The following is a 17,676-nucleotide window of genomic DNA, read 5'->3' on the forward strand; positions in this document are numbered from 1 at the left end:
GGTTTATATTATACGAATCTCCGCCTGCACTGTCAAGGGGCACGACAAGAAATCTTACAAAATCCTCGAAAGCGCAGAAAAGACGGGCTATCATACGAAGCTTTTTCCGCTCCGTATGACAGCCCGTCTTTTCAAATGTATATTCTCGTACACTGCGTCTCATACCCCGTCCATACACACAGTGACAAGCCCCTCCGCCCCTCACCTCACATAATGCACTCGCTCCGCTTCAAACCTGTCTGCGTGCAGCTTTCTCTCGTTCGGATAGCCGAGGGCGAATAGGGAGAACGCCTTGAGGTTCGCGGGCATTTCGAGGATTTCTTCCACCTTTTTCATGTTCTCCTCGTAGGGAGCAATGCCGAACCAGACGCCGCCGAGGCCGAGATACGTCGCTTCGAGCCAGATGTTCTGCTGCGCCGCCGCCATGTCGATGTGCGAGAAGCGAGGCACGGTCAAGCCTTCCGTACGGTAGGCGAGCGCTAAGAGGAGCGGCGCTCCTGCCGCGCAGCCCGTATAGGGCGTGACCTTGGCGAGCGCGGCGATCTTTTCGCGGTTCTCGACGACGAAGAACTCCCACGGCCGCTGATTGCAGGCGGACGGCGCCTGCATCCCGGCACGCAGGATGCGCTCGACCTTCTCCGGCTCGACCGGCCTCTCCTGATACTTCCTTATGCTGCGGCGCTGAAACACGACATCATTCTCCATCGAAAAGCACTCCTTCCAACCGTTTCTCGATCTCCTCCTGCGCGAGCATGTCGACGAGCGTCAGCACACCTGCCCGCTCTCGCCAAACCGCTTCTTCATACCGTTCAATTCGCATCTCAACGCTGGCATGTCGTCAGAGACAATCTCCCAGATAAGCCGCAGATTCACGCCTTCGTAGTCATGAACGATGCGATTCCGCAAGCCATAGATCTGAGCCCATGCCACCTGCGGATTGTCCTTCTTGAAATCCTCACCCAGCTTCTTGGTCAATTCCCCGATTTGGCCGAGATTGAACACGCACGCCTCGACGAGCATATCATTGGCACGAAAATCCTCATAGGAGACGCCCTTACAATATTCGCACACCTTGTCAGCATAGCGAATCATCTTATCAAGAATGATCTTATCGCGCATAAATCTCGATCCCCGTCTGCTTAATTTCCTCGGCAATCCGAGACTTCGGCTCGATATGAGCGACATCGAACACATCCATATCCTTATCATCCAAAGCTTCGCGCAACTCCTCCACGAAGCCCATGAATTTCAGTCCGCGCAAATCGCTGTCCACCAATAAATCCACATCGCTTTTTTGCGTTGCCGTCCCCTTGCCGTAAGAACCAAAAAGAATCGCCTGACGAATCCGATGGCTAGTAAAAATTGGCTGCAATCGCCGTTTTATTTCGTCGAACGTAAAAATCCCCTCCGGCATATCAATCCCTCCGATTCTCGTATCGCGGGAAAAGCGCTCCTTCCAACCGTTTCTCGATCTCCTCCTGCGCGAGCATGTCGACGAGCGTCAGCGAGGAAATCTCGTTGAGGCTGCCGAGGAGCGCCTGCAGATGCTCGCGCTTGACCTTCCTCCCACTGCGCTCGAAGCGCTCCAAGAGCGCGAGCACGGCGAAGCGCGTCTCCCTGCGGCTCATGAGGCTGCTTGAAGCGAGGAGCACGAGCTGCGAGGCGAACGCTTCTTGCGCGAGCACGGGCAGAAGCTCGAACGGATCGCGGCGGCGCTCATCGAAGACCATGTGCCCCGCCCACCACAGGCGGGCGATCGGATTCACGAAGAGCGAGCGACGTCGCCCCTGCGCGAAGAAGAAATCGCTTCGAAGCACGGCGGCCTTTCCCTCGCCGAAATCCTTTTCCTTGCGGTAATGGATGTAGCGCCAGAAGAGCGTGTGCGAAAGCCCCGCCCAGAAGCGCTCATCCGCCGCCGTATAGGGCGCGAGCGTGCGCCATGCGCCGTAAATGCGCCGCACGTTCTCCACGTCCGTCGAGGCAAAGTCGCCCTCTGTCAGAAGCTCGACGGGCGAAAGTGCGGCAAGCTCCGTCTTTTCGAGATAGCCGTGCGCCGAAAGATGCGCGAGCATCGCCGCATTGTCCGCGCTCTGATACATCGCGGCATATTCTTCGACATGCGTCTTCATATCGTCGATGCCCGCCTGCGTCATGAAGCTCAGTTCCATGCGCCCACCTCCTCGCGCTGCGCCAGATCCTCCAACTCCTGCACGGCGCGGTTCAGCGGATCGCGCAGGAGGCGCTGGGCGACGGCGAGAGGCTCTGCGTCCTTCGCCGCGACATCAAGCTTCTCTTCTTCCAAGAGGTGCACGAGCACCCTCTGCCAGCGCGTCCTCGGCTCTTCCCCCGCACGCAGGCCGCTCTGCAGCTTTTCGAGCGCCGCAGTGAGAGCCGGCTGGACGACGCACGAGAGGAACGTCGCGCTGTAGACTCCCTTCGCGTAGCGGCGATAAGCGTCGTACATGCCTTGCGGCAGGCGGGTGACGATGTAATCCGAGCCGCAGTCGACGCGAAGCGCCGCCTCGCCCGCCTCGCGTCCCAAAGGCTCGACGCGCACGATGGAAGGAAGCGTCTCGCGTTCGTCATGCGCCTGCAGCAGGAATTCCGTCGTCTGATCGACGGCGAGGATATGTCCGCGTGCGAAGGAAAAGACCTGCCCTTCGTAGGCTTCATGAAAATCATCGCTCGCGTATCCCTCGATCGCCGCCTTCGCGACGACGAACGGCGTGACCTGCAGAGAGACGCGCACCTCGTCCGCCGCCAGCGTCAAATGAAACGGCGCATCGTTGAACTCGAAGAGGCGGCGATACGACGTGACGGGCGACTCGACGTGCAGCGCATAGCCAGCAAGCCCTGCACGCACGAGGTTCCTGAGCGAAGTACAGCGAAGCACGGCGCGAAACTCAAGGCGCAGTTCTCCTCCCGACGCCTTCAGCTCGGCGATACCGTCGAACGACGACTTGCGGTAGCTGTCATTCGTCTTCGCCAGCAGCGGATACGGCGCCAGATGCCCCCGGATCTTCAACGTACTTCACCTCCATCAGGCAGTAGTCACGATAATCCATCGTATAGTCGACAAAGAGTTTCGCGCCCTTCGCGACACTCTGCAGCTCGATGACGTTCTTCTCGAACTTCACCAATTTCGCCCTGGCTCTGCCCGAAAGCGAGGCCGCAAGCAGCTTGACGGGAACATCCGTCTGCTCGCCTGCGAGAAAAAGCTCCAGGCGCACGCGCTCGACCTTTCGCGGCGCGATGAGGCTCAGGCGATAGCGTCCCTTCTCGCGCTCGACGCAAAAAGAGCGCATGTGAAGCGGCGAGAGGCGCGATGCCGCCGCCTTCTTCTTGCGGATCTTCTCGACACCGCTTTGAAGCTCCTCTTTGCGCCCGCCCTTTCGTGCAGCAAGGGCGCGACGCACGGCCGCGTCTTCCAAGTCAGGCAGGAAATCGCCCGCGCCGAAGGCGTCGACGCCGCGCTCCTCCTCCGCCATCAGCCGCTCGCGTACCTTTTCCTTCAGGTAGCGCTTGAGCCCCAGATACATCTCCTTCGCCTGCTTCTCCTCTGCCGCGTCCTGCACGACGCCCGGCTCCCACGCGTCGTGCGACGGCACCTCGATGCGGCGGAACGCCTGTCCCATCGCATTCTCCTTGATGAGGAAGATGCCCGTAAAGTCGATGCCGCTCGGAAACCCCTTCTGATCGAAGAGCTTCATGCCGATGTGACGCGACATGAGGATGCGTCGGTTCAGCCCCTCGCCGCGCGTCAAAAAGAGCGTTGCCGCGCCGTCGGGAAAGCCGTACTTCGCACCGTATTCTGCGGCACGAAGCTCGATCCTCTGCGTCGCCTCATCCTCGCCTAGAAGCATGCGCGCGTAGCGCTGGATCATGCGGTTCTCCTCATAGTATTCCTTGTGATGCGGACTGCCAGCCGTCTTTTCAACGGGAAGTGAATCCGCGTAAAGGCCGAGGCTCGTCTTCGTGATGCGGTGATCGCCGATCTCCACCTCCAGGTTGCCCAGCCATATCGCGAGAAGGAAATTGTCGAGAACGGCGCGGATCATCTCCTGCTCCAAGCCCTCGATGGGCACGAGTCCCATGATGAAGATGTCCGTGCCGCTCGTGCGCCGCCGAAAAGCGGGATCGAGCGTGAAGATGTCCAAGAGCGCCTTCTTGTTCTCGTCGCTGTAATAGACCGTGCCCGTCGTCCAGCGATCCTTCTCGTCCCTGTAAGAGACGAGCTTCGCGACGCCCGTATACGATTCCACGCCGTCTTTGTCCAACGAGGCGAAGAACGCCGTGCGAAGCTCCGAGCAGCTATAGACGACCGCCTTGCCGATGCCGAAGCTGCCGCCCGCGTTCTCCTCCTTCTGCACGGAAAAACCCTGCTCCTTGACGAGTCCGCTCCAAAGCGAACCCTTCTCGCCTGCAAGCGCCCCTTCAAGCCCGCGCGTGCGAAAATCGCTGATGCGAAGGACAGCGATGCGCTCCGCCTTGAGGACATCCGCCGCACGCTCGAACGCCTCGCGGCACTTCTTGTCGTCCCGATTGCTGAGGAAGCAGCGCTCCAGGATATTCTGAAAATCCTCGCGCCCCGGAAACCTCTCGCGCGGGATGTCAAACGATTGAAAGGAAACGAGGACGGCGCCCTCAGCGTCATCTCTTCGCGCGTCGAGCGAGTTCTGGATCGTCTCGCGCACGAGGTAGTGCACCGTGCGTATGCCGAAAGAAACGCGCGCGAGGTCGTTGTAGCCGACAAGCTCGCCGCTGTCGTTCACCGGCGCACGCCAGCTGCCCTTCTTCCTGTCCATGAAAGGAAACAATTTTTCCACCTCATTCCTGTACGTTTCCTAGTATAGCAAAGAGACCGCCCAGTGACAATGCGTGAGGTGCAGCCAAAAATTAACAAAAGCTAAATATTGCAAAAATTTACCTGCGCCCTCTTGCATATACGAGCCAATATGCTATAATAAAGGTGCGGCAGGTGGACTAAGCGTCATCCCGCCTTTAGTGCCGTACCTTACTAACCACCAGAAGGAATCATCGCGTATGGTTCCTCCTGGTGGCAATATAATCGAATCCCGCCAGGGGTTCAGGCTGCAAGGCCAACAAGAAAAGAACAGGCAGCGAGCCTAGGCTCGCTGCCTGTTTTCTTTCGCTTTCTTTCCTTTTCCAGTATTCTCAATTTCTGGTATTTTCCCGCAACTTTTTTGCACCTGTGCGGGAATTGTGCTATAATGAGGCTCGTGCGGCAGACCGCACGGCTTCATACATTTCATCATTTCTCAGATGCGGCATATCTTCTCACAACGTGCCGCACAAAACGAAAGGAGTCTTTTCCATGCCAACAGCAGCAAAATCGAGCGGCGCAAGAAAGACCGCCGTCCCAAAGAAAAGCAGTACCCCCTCGCGCACGCGCAGGGCTTCGAACGTCGCCTACATCTTCTTCAACTGCGACGCCGAAAAATCCCACGACTCGATGAATATCTTCTACAACCACGAGATCTACCGCGACACACAGGCCTCGCGCAAGGCTCTTTGGCAGAAGGTCAAGGAGGAGCAGGATGCCTCGCGCATCGAAATCGCCGAAGACGATCTGACGAGCGTGCGCACGGCAATTCTTGAGAACGACCCCGCCGAAGCGAGCCGCTACATCCGCTTCGGCGCGATCGAGACCTTCGTCTGCCACTGATTCGTCCGCGATTCCCATACGGCCAAACGAGAAAAGCCCAAGAGCCGTCCCTAACGGTCGTCCTTGGGCTTTTCTTTTTCAGGAATGTCAAGCTCCTCGGCTTTCGTCTGCGTCGTCGGCACGCCCTCGGGCGTGAGGCTCGGCGCATAGCGCCAGCTCTCCTTGATCCTCTTTTCCAGACGCTCTTCGAGAAGTCGGCGCTCCCTCTCGTCGGTGATTTCCGGCTCGAACTGCCACGCTTGGACGCCCGTCACGCGGCCTTCCGGCGAGATGTCCGCAAAGAACTGCACATGCCCTCGGTACGCAGTCTCCTTCTCGGTCAGGCCGCGCTTCGTCTCCTCACGCAGCACGGCGGGCTTGTTCGGCTTACGCATCGCAGGATAGTCGCGCTTCTTCGGCGGCTTCGCTTTTTGACCCTCGACTGGTCTTTTCTTTGCCTCACTCGGCGACTTCAGCGCTTCTTGTGAAGGCGGCTTCCAAGACTCGGGAACGCTCTCCTCTTCCGTCGCCAACGTCTCATTCTCCACCCGCGGCTTCTCCTCCGCCAGTAGCTTCTCCTCCGCAGAAGGCGAAACTTTCGCGGCAGCCTCATCCGAGTCCGGCACATCGAGCCAGGTGATTTCCTGCGCCGTGTCCCAAAACGACTCCTCATGCGGCAAAAGAAGCCCCGCGATGCCAAACGCGAACATATGCAGAAAAACGGCAAGAAGCACGACAGTCCCCCAGCGTTGGCGTACGATCACAATCATCCCTCCCCACACGTTTCGTCCTTTCATTATAGCACACGAACACCAATCACACGGCAAAAACTATTGCACTTTATTCAGTATTCGCGGACGAGATTCTTCCCTTTTGGAGCAAAATATAGTATCATGAAGATGAGTGGATATTTCTCCTTTATATTTTAGGATAAAAAACTCAAAATTATTCGTCGAATATAAAACGATGCTCGAAACACTGCATCAAGTAAGATGATAGGCGGGTAAAATGATTCATATACCTATAAAAAAACTAAAAAACGGCATGATCACGGCGCAGAGCATATACAATCCGCTCGGCGCCAGCTACCTGACGAAGGGCATGGAACTCAGTCCGACATACATCGAGCGTCTGGAGAAAGCGGGATTTGACGGCGTGACCGTCACCTCCCTGGATCCCAAGCTCAAGCTCGCGCCGCCCGATGATATCGTGCAGGAAAAAACGCGCATCTCCGCCATACAAAACGTGGCGACGGCTTTCCATAGCGTCGAGGAGAACGGCACCTTCGACCCGGCGCCGCTGCAGGGCATTTCGGAGAACATCCTGCAGGACATCATCGCACAGCAGAAGAACCTCGTGCAGCTCACGGACATCCGCCTGCACGACACTTATACCTTCGCCCATTCGGTCAACGTGGCCATCCTCTCGTCTCTCCTCGGCGTGCTTCTGAAGCTTTCCAGGGAGGAGCAACTAAAGCTCACGCTCGGCGGTCTCCTGCATGACATCGGCAAGATCACCGTACCCTATGAGATTCTCACGAAGGCCGGCCATCTCACAGACGACGAGTGGAGCGTGATGCAGGGACATCCGGAAGCCGGCAGGCAGCGTCTGAAGAAGATGTTTCCCAACGACACGCTGCTCTCCACCATCGCCCTGCAGCACCACGAGCACATCGACGGCTCGGGCTATCCCAACCATCTGAAAGGCGAGCAGATCCACCGCTACGGACGCATCGTCGCCATCGCCGACGTCTACGACGCCCTGACGAGCGTGCGCCCGTACAAGAGAGCCTATACGCCATCCGTCGCACATCGCCTCATGGCTACATGTTCGCCCGGGCATTTCGATCTCGATCTCTTGAAGCTTTTCTTCGACAACGTCGCGATTTACCCCGTCGGCACGATCCTCAAGACACAGGATGGCTACGCCATCGTGAAGAAGGTCGAATTCGGCTATACGCTGACGCCCGTCGTCTGCGTCTTTGCCAACCGTGAGGGCAAACTTCTCAATGCCCCCAGCGACCTCGATCTGAAAGAAGCGCCAAAAGGGATGCTTGATGGTGTGATTTCCGACAGCGAGCTGTACCATTTCATCCACAACATCAACGTCGATCCGGCCATCTTCCTCCAAGAAAACACAGAGAAAGAAGACGCGTCACAAGAAAATACTGAATGAACTACGGCGCATTTCAAGGTGTTCCGCCACTGAAACCGGGGTGTTTTCTCCATGATACGCTTGAAATCGAATCAGCTCAAAACCGGCATGGTGACGGCGCAAAGCATCTTCAATGAGAAGGGTGCCGCCTTTCTCGTACGTGGCACGCCGCTGACTGATCGCTACATCTATCGGCTTCGTCAGCTCAGCGTGCCCGAACTTCACGTCACATCGCTTTCTTCTAATTTTCAGCTGCAACCGCCCCCTGACATCATCAAGGAGCACACGCGCGTGCAGGCCGTCGAAAACGTCGCGGAGACCTTCCGCCAGGCGGAAAAGTATGGCCAGTTCAACATGAGCCTCATGGAGCGATGTGCCGATCTCCTCGTATGCGACATCATGTCGAAAAAGAAGAATCTCGTGCAAATCACAGACATTCGTCTGCACGACTCCTACACGTTTTCCCATTCAGTCAACGTCGCCGTCCTCGCGACGATGCTCGGCAATCTCTGCGGCTACTCCAAGAGCAAGCTGCAGGTCATCACGCTCGGAGGACTCCTACACGACATCGGCAAGCTCGCCGTGCCCACATCCATCCTCAACAAGTCTGGCGCCCTGACGGCGGACGAATTCAAGATCATCCGTCGGCATCCAAGTGAAGGGCGCAGACTCCTCAAGGAATTGAAGTCGCCGCTCGCCTCGATCCTCGCCATCATTGCAGTCCAGCACCACGAGCACCTTGACGGCTCAGGCTATCCCTACCATGTGCGCGGCAAGTCCATCCATCCGTACAGCCGCATCACCGCCATCGCCGACGTCTACGACGCGCTGACGAGCGTGCGTCCTTACAAGAGGGCATACAAGCCGAACGTCGTCTATCAGATGATGATGAAGAACTCCCCCGGTCACTTTGACATGGATCGCCTGCGCCTCTTCTTCGACAATGTCGCCATTTACCCCGTTGGTACAGTCATGAAAACACAGCTCGGCTACGCCATCGTCAAGAAGGTCGTCTTCGGCCACACGCTCGCCCCCATCGTCATCGTCTTTGCAGACAAGAACGGTAAGCTTCTCCCAAAACCCTTCGGCGTAAACCTCGCCCACTGCCGCCGCGATGCCATACATTACGTCATGGACGACGTGGAACTCTTGAACTTCATCCGTCATACAGGCATCGACCCCGCCGTATTCCTTGACGACGATCTTCGCGCGATGAAGGACTATCCGCGCATGGGGAAGCATGAAATCTGAGTTGATAAAGGCATACAAAAAGACCCTGCCGCCCGGCAGGGTCTTTTTGTATGCTCTTATGCCTCGCGCAATTCTGCGCGGGCAAGCTTGTACTCCGTCTTGTCGAGAACTGCATGAAGCTCCTCGTCGGAGATCATGCGCTCCATCTTGAGGACAGCGATGTTCTTTCCGAGATCGACCTCGGCGACCGCGCCGTCGATGCCGTTGAGCATACGCTCGACGGCGTTCTTGCAGTTGTCACAGTGCATGCCCTCGATATGCAGCACCTTCTCGCCGATGACGTCGTGATAGAGCTTCTTCTTCGGGCCGCCCTCGATGCTGCCACCCCCGCCGCAGCACGCACCGCCGCCGCCGAAGTGGCGCACCATGCCGCGCACAGCGAAGAAAAGCGCCGCCAAGAGAACCGCTCCCAAAATATACGTTGCCATGATTTCTCCTTCTTTCCTTACCAAAGGGCATTGCCCTTATATACCATGCTATCGCTCTATTTTACCCGCGCTTTATCGACTTGTCAATAGTGATTCTTAGTGTTGGCAATATGCTTTGAGACGAAAACAGCCTCCCCGTCGGGGAGGCTGTAAATCTTGAGAATCACTGAAACTTTCCGTTCAAATTCACGGCAGAGGCACGTTGAAGGCATTCTTGCCCGCGAAGACGGCGTTCTTGCCCAGCTCTTCCTCGATGCGCAGAAGCTGGTTGTACTTCGCGACGCGCTCGCTGCGGTTCGGTGCGCCCGTCTTGATCTGCCCGGCGTTCAGCGCGACGACGAGGTCGGCGATCGTCGTATCTTCCGTCTCGCCCGAGCGATGCGATACGACGGCCTTGAAGCCCGCGTTGTGCGCCATGGCAACGGCGGCGAGCGTCTCGCTCAGCGTGCCGATCTGATTGACCTTGATGAGAATGGCGTTCGCGGCCTTCATGTCGATGCCCTTCTTGAGGCGCTTCGTATTCGTCACAAAGAGATCGTCGCCGACGATCTGCAGGCGGTCGCCAAGCTCCTTCGTGATGAGCTGCCAGCCCTCCCAATCCTCTTCATCAAGCGGATCCTCGAGAGAGATGATCGGATACTTATCGACGAGCTTCTTCCAATGCTCGACGAGCTCTGCCGTCGTGAAGACCTGACCGGACTTGGGCTGCTTGTACTCGCCCTTCTTCGATCCCTTCCATTCGCTAGCGGCCGCGTCCATCGCGAGCACGAAATCCTTGCCGGGCTTGTGGCCTGCCTTCTCAATGGCACGCATGATGTAGTCGATCGCCTCGTCGTCCGACTTGAGGTTCGGTGCGAAGCCGCCCTCGTCGCCGACGCCCGTCGCATGGCCGTCCGCCTTCAAGAGGCTCTGCAGTGCATGGAAGACTTCCGACGACCACTGGATGCACGTGCGGAAATCGGGAGCGCCGACCGGCATGATCATGAATTCCTGCACGTCGATGCTGTTCGCCGCATGGGCGCCGCCGTTCAGGATGTTCATCATCGGCACGGGCAAAAGGCCGCCCTGGCTGCCGCCCAAGAAGCGATAGAGCGGCGTTTCCTCGCTCGCAGCGGCCGCCTTCGCCGCCGCCATGGAAACGGCGAGGATGGCGTTCGCGCCGAGCTTCGACTTGTCTTCCGTGCCGTCCGCTTCGAGCATCGTGCGGTCGACGAGAGCCGTATCCGCAGCGTCGACGCCGACGACCGCCTTGGCGAGCGTCGTGTTGACGTTCTCGACCGCCTTCAGGACGCCCTTGCCGAGGTAGCGAGCCTTGTCACCGTCACGCAGTTCAAGCGCTTCAAACTGGCCCGTCGATGCGCCCGACGGCGACGCCGCACGGCCGAAGCTGCCGTCCTCCAGAACGACATCGACTTCCACCGTCGGATTGCTGCGCGAGTCAACGATTTCGCGTGCATGGATGCATTTGATCTTGCTGTTCCTCATCGTATCCACTCCTTGTAAATCTAATGAAACACTATACTCTTAGCTTATCACGAAAGCGGCAGATGTCAAGCCTTTTGCTGAAAGCAATTCGCATTTGTCGCCGCTTTCATGAAAAAAAGCGCACGGGCTTCGTCCTGCCCGCACGCTTTTTCCACTTGCCGAAGCCGTACAGGCATGAACGGCCTGTATTCATATCAGCTTAAGCAAGCTCCAGCATCAACGCCATCTTGAAATTCTTCACGGCACGCACATAATGTCTGCCGTTCTTCGCAAACTTGAAGTTCTCACCCGCGTGAACCGTGTATTCCTTGCCCTCGTAACCGATGACGGCCTCGCCTTCGAGCGCGAAGACGAGAGCCTCGCCCGGCGCCGCGTGCTCGTCAAGCCCCGTGCCCGCGCCGAAGCTCATGAGCACGAACTTGAGGTTCGGGCTCTGCACGAGATCCATGTTGACGATCTTACCCTCCTGGCACGGCAGAAGCTCCGCCAGCTGAAATACCTTCTTATCCTCGATTGCCTTGTTCATGGTTTTTCCCTCCTGCAAACTGATCTCAAGATAAACGGCACCGCGCTCCGTCTTTACGCCCACGGGCGTACCGACGGGCACGACGAAGAAATCTCCTGCGGCGAGCGGCGTATTCCCGCTTTCCTCGACCGCTTCCATCGCGCCCGAAGCGACGTACCAGAGGCGGCGACGCTCGTAGCTCTCCGCGCTGATGTCTGTCGCCTCTGCGAGCGAGAACCAGACGACGTTGTTGCCGCCTGCCGCGCTGATGGCTTCCGACACCGTGCAGCCCGGGATGGGCGCCATTTCCTCGGCGGGGCGAAATACCCTGCCTGCCTGACCTTTCATGGCTGTCATCTCCTCTCTTTTTTCCTAGTATAGCACAGGGAAATCTTCACAGCGGGAACATTTGTTACAGATTTTGAGAAATTTTCTTATTTCTCAAAAGCAGCCTCCGCAAGATCTCTTGCGCGAGGAAACCCGTGGCAGATCCCGTGAAAACGGCCAGAGCAAAGAGCATGGGCGCATAGTAAAAGACGTCGAGCGTGCCGAGCCAGAAAGCGGCGGCAAGGAGCTGACCCACGTTGTGCGAGAGTGCGCCCGCGACGCCGAGCAGCGCGAGCGGCACGCGCGGGACTGCCCGCAGCAAGAGGACGCCGACCGAGAGCGCCAGAAGCCCGCCCGCAAGGCTGAACGACAGCGCGGGCAGGCTGCCCGCGAAGACCGATCCGAGCACGATGCGCAGGACAAGCAGCAAGAGCGCTTCCCTCGCGCGAAAGAGACGGAGCGCGGCGACGGTCACGATGTTCGCGAAACCGAGCTTGAAGCCCGGCACCGCTGCGACAAGCGGCAGGCGAAGCTCGACGAAGAAGAGCATCAACGAGAGTGCGAGGCAGATGGAAAGAAGCGTCAGCCGCGCCGCCCCCTGCTGCGCCAGACCCGCTTCCTGCGCTCCCTCTGCGCATATACGCGCCCGCGCCTCGGACGCACCCTGCCGAGCGCCGCGCTCCTGCCGCGCGCCCCTCACCTCGCCACCGCGTCGGGCACATCGGCCTCGCCCGCTGCCTTGCCCGCGCTGCCCGATTTCGCCCAGCGAATCTCCAAGCGATGCGGCAGACAGATGATCGGTGCGCCGTCCCCCTTCAATTCGCCTGTATGCACGCAGATCTGATCGGGACAGTCGGCGCTCTCGATGCGGATCGTGCCGCCGCCCGTCGCGATGACGTTCTCGTGCTCGCCATAGGGCACGCGAATATGGCGCTCTTCTTGCAGTTCCTCCTGCGTGAAGCGATAGATCACCGCACCGTCCTGCACGACCTCGACCGCGCCCGACTCCGATGCGTCTTCGCCGCGAGAAGCGGCTGCGAAGAGCCACGCGCCCGCCGCACCGAGCAGGAGCACGGCGAAAAGAGCGAAGAGCCGCGCCTTCTTTTCCCCGTTCATCGAATGACCTCCGCTTCTCCCGTCAGCCCCTCGCCCGCCGAGAAGCGGTCAAGAAGCCCCTCTGTGATCCACACATGACCATCCATGCCGACGAGCACCATCTCAAAATCCTGCCGCTCGCGCCAGAAAGCGGCGGCGCGTTCTGCGCCCATGACGAAGAGCGCCGTCGAAAGCGCGTCCGCCCTGCCGCCCGATTTCGCGATGACAGTGGCAGAAGCAAGGCCGCTCGCCGCAGGTGCGCCCGTAGCTGGATCAAGGATGTGCCAATAGCGGTTTCCTGCCTCATCCGTGAAGAAGCGCTGGTCGATCGCCGAGGTCACGACGGCGGCATCCGCGACCTCGACCGTGCCGAGAAGTGCTCCACCGAAAGGATTCCGAAGCCCCACGCGCCACGGTGTGCCGTCCTCGCGCATGCCGACCGCCTCGATGTTGCCGCCGAGATCGAGGAGCGCCGAGCGCACGCCGCGCGACTTGAGCTCCGCCGCGACAAGCTCGCCCGCATAGCCCTTCGCCACCGCGCCGAGTTCGACGCTGCTGCCCTTTTCGAGCCGCGCCGTACCCGCCGCCTCGTCGAGCTTGAGCTTTCCCGCTCCCGTCAAGGCACGCGCCGCCTCGATTTCCTCTGCCGTCGGCACGCGATGCACGCCGCCCGAAAATCCCCAGAGCTTGAGGAGCGGCAGAAGCGTCACGTCGAGTGCGCCCTTCGTCTCCTCGCGCACCGCCTCGGAGAGGCGCAGAAGCCGCATCGTCTCGGGCGCGAGCGCGACGGCCTCGCCCGCGCCGCTGTTCAAGCGCGCGACGTCGCTTCCCTCGCTCGTCGCGCTCCAAAGCGCATCGAGCCCTTGAAGCCGCTCCTTCGCCTCCCGCGCCGCCTCGGGTGCGCCTTCGCCATAGACCTTGACCGTCATCTTCGTATCCATCGCGAAGAACTCCTCACTCGCTTCCTCTGCGGTGCGGGAAGCGTCGTCGGAAGCCGCGCTCTTCATCTGCGCGGGCAAGCATCCCGCCGAAAGAGAAGCGGCAAAAAAAACGAGCAAAAGGCACAGGGCAAGATGCCCTGCGCCTTGAGCTACTAAATTCTGCAAGCGAATCATAGCTACTTCTTCGCTTCATCGAGCGCCTTCGTCGAGGCCTCGATGAACTGCTCGTAGGAGATCGTCGCACCCGAGATGGCATCGACCTTGCCCGGCTGCTGACGCTCGACGAGCTGTGCGCCGTAAGTCGCATTCGCCTTGACGGCATTCTGCGCCTTCTTGTAGTTCTGCGCATCGCTGACCTGGCCGTTCTTCTTGCCGTAGTCCTCGCCCTTCATCGTGCCGTCCTTGTCGATGCCAAAGTACGTCGCGCTCACGATCTTATGATCCTTGATCGTGATGGCGATCTTACCGTGACCGTACTCAGAGTTCTCGCTGCTCTCGCCGTTGTACGTGCCGTCCTTCGCCTGCGAGAGGTCGATGTCGGCAATCTTCTTGACGGCGACGCCCTGCGCCCCGCCGTCTTTCGGCTCGTCCTTCGCCGCATCGTCACCGCAGCCCGCGAAGAGAGCCGTCGCGAAGGCGACGCCCAAGACCAGCGTCAGAGAATTCCTGCCCAAATTCATTGTTTCGCCCCTTCCTTCAGCTTTGCCGCCGCCTGCTCCTCGGCGCTCTTTTCCACCATGCGCCCATGCTCGATGATGACGCAGCGCTCCGCTGCCGCGCCAACCTCGGCGGAGTGCGTGACCGTGAGGATCGTATGACCTTCCGCGTGCAGTTCGCGGAAGATCTTCATGACGAGATTCTGATTGACCTCGTCGAGGTTGCCCGTCGGCTCGTCCGCGAGGATGAGCACGGGGTAGTTGATGAGAGCGCGCGCAATGCAGACGCGCTGCTGCTCGCCGCCCGAAAGCTGGCTCGGCAGATGGTCGGCGCGGTCAGCAAGCCCTACGCGGTCGAGCGCTTCGAGCGCTTCCTTCTTGTCGGGGATGCTGTGATAGTACTGCGCCGCCATGATGTTCTCGATCGCCGTCAAGTACGGGATCATGTGAAACTGCTGGAAGACGATGCCGATCTTGTCGCGGCGCAGGAGCGTCAGCTCGTGGTCGGAGACTTTCGTGATGTCGATGCCGTCCAGAAGCACCGTGCCGCTCGTCGCGTGATCCATGCAGCCGATGATATTCATGAGCGTCGTCTTGCCCGAGCCGGAAGGCCCCATGACGGCGAGCCAATCGCCCTTTTCCACCTTGAGGTTGACGTTGTCGAGCGCCTTGACCTTGCCGCCGTAGGCCATCGTCACGTCTTTCAATTCCAATAGACTCATAAAACCCTCCTACTCTCCCCGCAAGACGATGGCGGGGTCAACGCTCGTCGCGATGCGCACGGGAATGAGGCTCGCGACGCCCGTCACGATGACGGACAAGACGACGGCGAGCACGGCGATGCCCGGAGCAAAGGCGATGCCGCGCGAAAAGACGTTGATGCTGACGCTCTGTGCGAAGAGGTAGCCGAAGCCGCTGCCTAAAAGGCCGCCGACAAGGCCGAGCACGCAGCCCTCGCCGAGAAACTCCATGACGATGTTCGCATTCGACGCGCCGAGCGCCTTCTTCAGACCGATCTCGCGGCGGCGCTCCGTAACGACCGCCGTCATCGTCGTCGTCACGCAGATGAGCGTCAAAATGAGGACGATGATCGTCACGAGAAGTATCAGAACTTCGAGCTTCTTCAAGACGTTGAACTCCGAGTGCGCGATCTGCTGCACCTCCTGCGGCTCGATGCCGATATTCGCGGTGCGAATGGCGTCCTCAACGGACTTCAAGCTGTCGCCGTCGGCGACGACGCTGAGCTGTGCGAGTCCGACGGCGCCGGGCTTCTCGACAATCTTTTGCAGCTCGTCGAGATTCAGGAAAGCGAACTGCTCTTCCTTGCCGCCCGTCGAGACGATGCCCGAGACGGTGAAGGAGAGCATGGCCTTGCCCTCGCCCGCGCTGACCGATACGGTCTGGCCAATCAGCTTGTCCGTATCGCGTGCGATCTTCGAGGCCATCTCTGCGCCCAGGAGGATCTCGCGCTCGCCCGCCTTCGGGTACTCGCCCTTGACCATCCAATAGGGGCTGACCTTCTTGATTTCCTCGAAGTCCGTGCCGCCCGTCAGGACAGGCTGCTTGTTGACCTCAAGGCGCTCGTAGAGAAATGGTGCGAGACCGACGACGTCGCGTCCCGCCAGCGCCTCACGCGCCTTCTGCAAGGCGGCGGAGTCGAAGGTCTTCGCCTCGCCCGCCGGCAAGAGCAGCACGTTCGCGCCGTAGGCGCGGAACTCGCGCCCGAGCTGCGCGGGCACTTCGCGGTAGACCGTGATCATGCCCGAGATGATCGCCGCGCCGACCGCGACCGCCAGGAGCGCGACGAACATGCGCGACTTCTGGCGGAAGAGCGCCCGCACGATCATGCGCAGAAACATTTCCAGTATCTTTATTCTTCCTGCCATATCAAATCACCTGCCATGAAGGACGCTTGCGGGCTGCAAGGAGAGAAGCATGCGGATGGCGGGCAGACTGCCGATGAGGAGCATCAGAGCCATGAGTCCGCCCACGATGGGAATGACGACGAGGTTGTTCGCAATGCTCGATCCGAAGACCGTCTGCCCGATCGCCTGTGCGAGTGCCAGGCCGCCGAAGTAGCCGAAGAAGCCGCCCAAGGCGCCTGCGATGAAGATCTCGGCGAGCACCATGAGGACGACGGAGAGGTCGGTCGCGCCAAGCGCTTTCATGAGGCCGAACTCGCGGCTTCGCTCCATGATGTTCGCGCTGACGAGGTTCGACACGCCGAGCGCCGCCGACAGAAGCGAAAGCCCTGTGATGAGCAGCATGAGCATCTGCGTCTTTTCGAGAATCTTGCCCTCGGACTCGGCGATCTGCCGCACGGGCTGCGCCGAAGAGCCGGGAATCGCCTCCTCGATCTGGAAGGCGATGGAGCTGACGTAGGCCGTGCAGTACCAGATCTCGCGCTCTTTCTGCGAAAGGCGCTCGGGGTTCTCCGCCGCCTTTCGCGCAAGGTCGTTCTCGGGCGTCGTGACGGCGGAAACCTCGATCTTGTCGATCTTTCCGGCTGCGCCCAGAAGCTCCTGCGCGAGCGCGAGGTTCACGGTCAGAGCGTCATCCTCTGCGCCGCCGCCCGTGACGATGCCCGTGATCTTCAGCGTCCTTTCCGCGCCGTCCTTCGTGCGATAGGAAACCGTATCACCGGGCTTCAGCCCCAGAGCGTCCGCGAGCTTCACGCCCGCCAGCGCCTCGTCGGGGCTTTCCGTCGGCCACGCGCCGTCGATCTTCCACCACGACTTCATTTCCTTCTCGCCCGTCTGCATCTTCTCGCCCGTCGGCAGTTCAAGCTCGTGGTCGAACCACGTGCCCATGAGCGGCACATTCTTGCCGTCCGCGAGAGCGACTTCGCCCGAAAGTTCGGGCGCGAAAGCGACGATGTTGTTCGTCCAGAAGATCGTCTTGATCTTCGCCGCATCCGCCTCGTTCAAATATTCTTTGCGTCCGCCCTCAAGGCCATAGACGTCCTGCAGCACGGAAGCCGTCTTCGGCGTGACCGTGATGTTCGCGCCGTAAGCCTTTAGCTCCTGATTGACCTTCTCGCCGATGTCGAACATGACGTTGAGCATGGCGGCAGCCAGCGATACGCCGAGAGCCGCCGTCAGCGCAATGAGGAAGAAGCGCTTCCTCTGGCGAATCAGCGCGCCCTTTACCATCTGCCAAAACATTGTAT

At 59.6% G+C, this 17,676-nt stretch carries 20 protein-coding genes; 3 read left to right on the top strand and 17 right to left on the bottom strand.

Going from position 1 to position 17,676, the window contains the following annotated elements; translation table 11 throughout:
- Positions 1 to 201: 201 nt before the first annotated feature.
- Genes QZ177_RS07680 through QZ177_RS07705 form a run of 6 tightly spaced genes read right to left on the bottom strand, consistent with a single transcriptional unit; the run spans position 202 to position 4,817 of the window.
- Positions 202 to 705 (bottom strand): nitroreductase family protein, encoded by a 504-nt coding sequence (locus QZ177_RS07680; protein ID WP_294176541.1) that lies wholly within the window; start codon positions 703 to 705, stop codon positions 202 to 204.
- A 60-nt stretch (positions 706 to 765) separates the two neighbouring features.
- Positions 766 to 1,119, bottom strand: coding sequence for a HepT-like ribonuclease domain-containing protein (locus QZ177_RS07685; RefSeq protein WP_294176542.1), 354 nt, complete (start codon positions 1,117 to 1,119; stop codon positions 766 to 768).
- Positions 1,109 to 1,414: a nucleotidyltransferase domain-containing protein gene (locus QZ177_RS07690; RefSeq protein ID WP_294176543.1), complete on the bottom strand. Its 306-nt coding sequence runs from the start codon at positions 1,412 to 1,414 to the stop codon at positions 1,109 to 1,111. The genes QZ177_RS07685 and QZ177_RS07690 overlap by 11 nt, the downstream gene beginning before the upstream one ends.
- Before the next feature lies 1 nt (position 1,415).
- On the bottom strand, positions 1,416 to 2,168 hold the full coding sequence (locus QZ177_RS07695) for a DUF6339 family protein (protein WP_294176544.1): 753 nt from the start codon (positions 2,166 to 2,168) through the stop codon (positions 1,416 to 1,418).
- On the bottom strand, positions 2,159 to 3,025 hold the full coding sequence (locus tag QZ177_RS07700) for a hypothetical protein (RefSeq protein ID WP_294176545.1): 867 nt from the start codon (positions 3,023 to 3,025) through the stop codon (positions 2,159 to 2,161). The genes QZ177_RS07695 and QZ177_RS07700 overlap by 10 nt, the downstream gene beginning before the upstream one ends.
- A complete protein-coding gene (locus tag QZ177_RS07705; RefSeq protein WP_294176546.1) occupies positions 2,973 to 4,817 on the bottom strand; it encodes a hypothetical protein in 1,845 nt (614 codons plus the stop codon). Before QZ177_RS07705 ends, QZ177_RS07700 begins: the two co-directional genes overlap by 53 nt.
- Before the next feature lie 518 nt (positions 4,818 to 5,335).
- Between QZ177_RS07705 and QZ177_RS07710 the strand changes: the two genes are divergently transcribed.
- Positions 5,336 to 5,686 (top strand): hypothetical protein, encoded by a 351-nt coding sequence (locus QZ177_RS07710; protein WP_265070871.1) that lies wholly within the window; start codon positions 5,336 to 5,338, stop codon positions 5,684 to 5,686.
- A 50-nt stretch (positions 5,687 to 5,736) separates the two neighbouring features.
- On the opposite strand, the gene QZ177_RS07715 is transcribed toward QZ177_RS07710, so the two are convergent.
- Positions 5,737 to 6,435, bottom strand: a complete 699-nt coding sequence (locus QZ177_RS07715) for a hypothetical protein (RefSeq protein WP_294176547.1) — start codon at positions 6,433 to 6,435, stop codon at positions 5,737 to 5,739.
- Between the two features lie 238 nt (positions 6,436 to 6,673).
- Here QZ177_RS07715 and QZ177_RS07720 point away from each other — a divergent pair, with 238 nt between their 5' ends.
- Both QZ177_RS07720 and QZ177_RS07725 read left to right on the top strand, forming a co-directional pair.
- Positions 6,674 to 7,840, top strand: coding sequence for an HD-GYP domain-containing protein (locus QZ177_RS07720; protein ID WP_265070869.1), 1,167 nt, complete (start codon positions 6,674 to 6,676; stop codon positions 7,838 to 7,840).
- Between the two features lie 51 nt (positions 7,841 to 7,891).
- The gene (locus QZ177_RS07725; RefSeq protein WP_009646983.1) at positions 7,892 to 9,070 is read left to right on the top strand and encodes an HD-GYP domain-containing protein; all 1,179 of its coding nucleotides are present in this window, start codon (positions 7,892 to 7,894) and stop codon (positions 9,068 to 9,070) included.
- 56 nt (positions 9,071 to 9,126) lie between these two features.
- On the opposite strand, the gene QZ177_RS07730 is transcribed toward QZ177_RS07725, so the two are convergent.
- From QZ177_RS07730 to QZ177_RS07775, 10 genes are all read right to left on the bottom strand, one after another.
- The gene (locus QZ177_RS07730) at positions 9,127 to 9,498 is read right to left on the bottom strand and encodes a heavy-metal-associated domain-containing protein (protein ID WP_037370615.1); all 372 of its coding nucleotides are present in this window, start codon (positions 9,496 to 9,498) and stop codon (positions 9,127 to 9,129) included.
- A gap of 186 nt (positions 9,499 to 9,684) precedes the next feature.
- Complete coding sequence (gene eno, locus QZ177_RS07735) at positions 9,685 to 10,983, bottom strand: phosphopyruvate hydratase (RefSeq protein WP_009646950.1); 1,299 nt, start codon at positions 10,981 to 10,983, stop codon at positions 9,685 to 9,687.
- A 199-nt stretch (positions 10,984 to 11,182) separates the two neighbouring features.
- Complete coding sequence (locus QZ177_RS07740) at positions 11,183 to 11,836, bottom strand: cupin domain-containing protein (protein ID WP_009646951.1); 654 nt, start codon at positions 11,834 to 11,836, stop codon at positions 11,183 to 11,185.
- A gap of 64 nt (positions 11,837 to 11,900) precedes the next feature.
- The gene (locus tag QZ177_RS07745) at positions 11,901 to 12,515 is read right to left on the bottom strand and encodes a Gx transporter family protein (protein WP_294176548.1); all 615 of its coding nucleotides are present in this window, start codon (positions 12,513 to 12,515) and stop codon (positions 11,901 to 11,903) included.
- The gene (locus QZ177_RS07750) at positions 12,512 to 12,931 is read right to left on the bottom strand and encodes a NusG domain II-containing protein (RefSeq protein ID WP_265070866.1); all 420 of its coding nucleotides are present in this window, start codon (positions 12,929 to 12,931) and stop codon (positions 12,512 to 12,514) included. The genes QZ177_RS07745 and QZ177_RS07750 overlap by 4 nt, the downstream gene beginning before the upstream one ends.
- Positions 12,928 to 13,929 (bottom strand): FAD:protein FMN transferase, encoded by a 1,002-nt coding sequence (locus QZ177_RS07755; RefSeq protein ID WP_294176551.1) that lies wholly within the window; start codon positions 13,927 to 13,929, stop codon positions 12,928 to 12,930. The genes QZ177_RS07750 and QZ177_RS07755 overlap by 4 nt, the downstream gene beginning before the upstream one ends.
- Before the next feature lie 98 nt (positions 13,930 to 14,027).
- Complete coding sequence (locus QZ177_RS07760; protein WP_294176553.1) at positions 14,028 to 14,531, bottom strand: FMN-binding protein; 504 nt, start codon at positions 14,529 to 14,531, stop codon at positions 14,028 to 14,030.
- On the bottom strand, positions 14,528 to 15,229 hold the full coding sequence (locus QZ177_RS07765) for an ABC transporter ATP-binding protein (RefSeq protein ID WP_006193832.1): 702 nt from the start codon (positions 15,227 to 15,229) through the stop codon (positions 14,528 to 14,530). The genes QZ177_RS07760 and QZ177_RS07765 overlap by 4 nt, the downstream gene beginning before the upstream one ends.
- Before the next feature lie 9 nt (positions 15,230 to 15,238).
- Positions 15,239 to 16,393: an FtsX-like permease family protein gene (locus QZ177_RS07770; RefSeq protein WP_006193833.1), complete on the bottom strand. Its 1,155-nt coding sequence runs from the start codon at positions 16,391 to 16,393 to the stop codon at positions 15,239 to 15,241.
- A gap of 6 nt (positions 16,394 to 16,399) precedes the next feature.
- A complete protein-coding gene (locus QZ177_RS07775; RefSeq protein ID WP_294176559.1) occupies positions 16,400 to 17,671 on the bottom strand; it encodes an ABC transporter permease in 1,272 nt (423 codons plus the stop codon).
- Positions 17,672 to 17,676: the final 5 nt, after the last annotated feature.

This window comes from uncultured Selenomonas sp. (assembly GCA_905372355.1).
In the GTDB taxonomy this organism is placed as follows: domain Bacteria; phylum Bacillota; class Negativicutes; order Selenomonadales; family Selenomonadaceae; genus Selenomonas.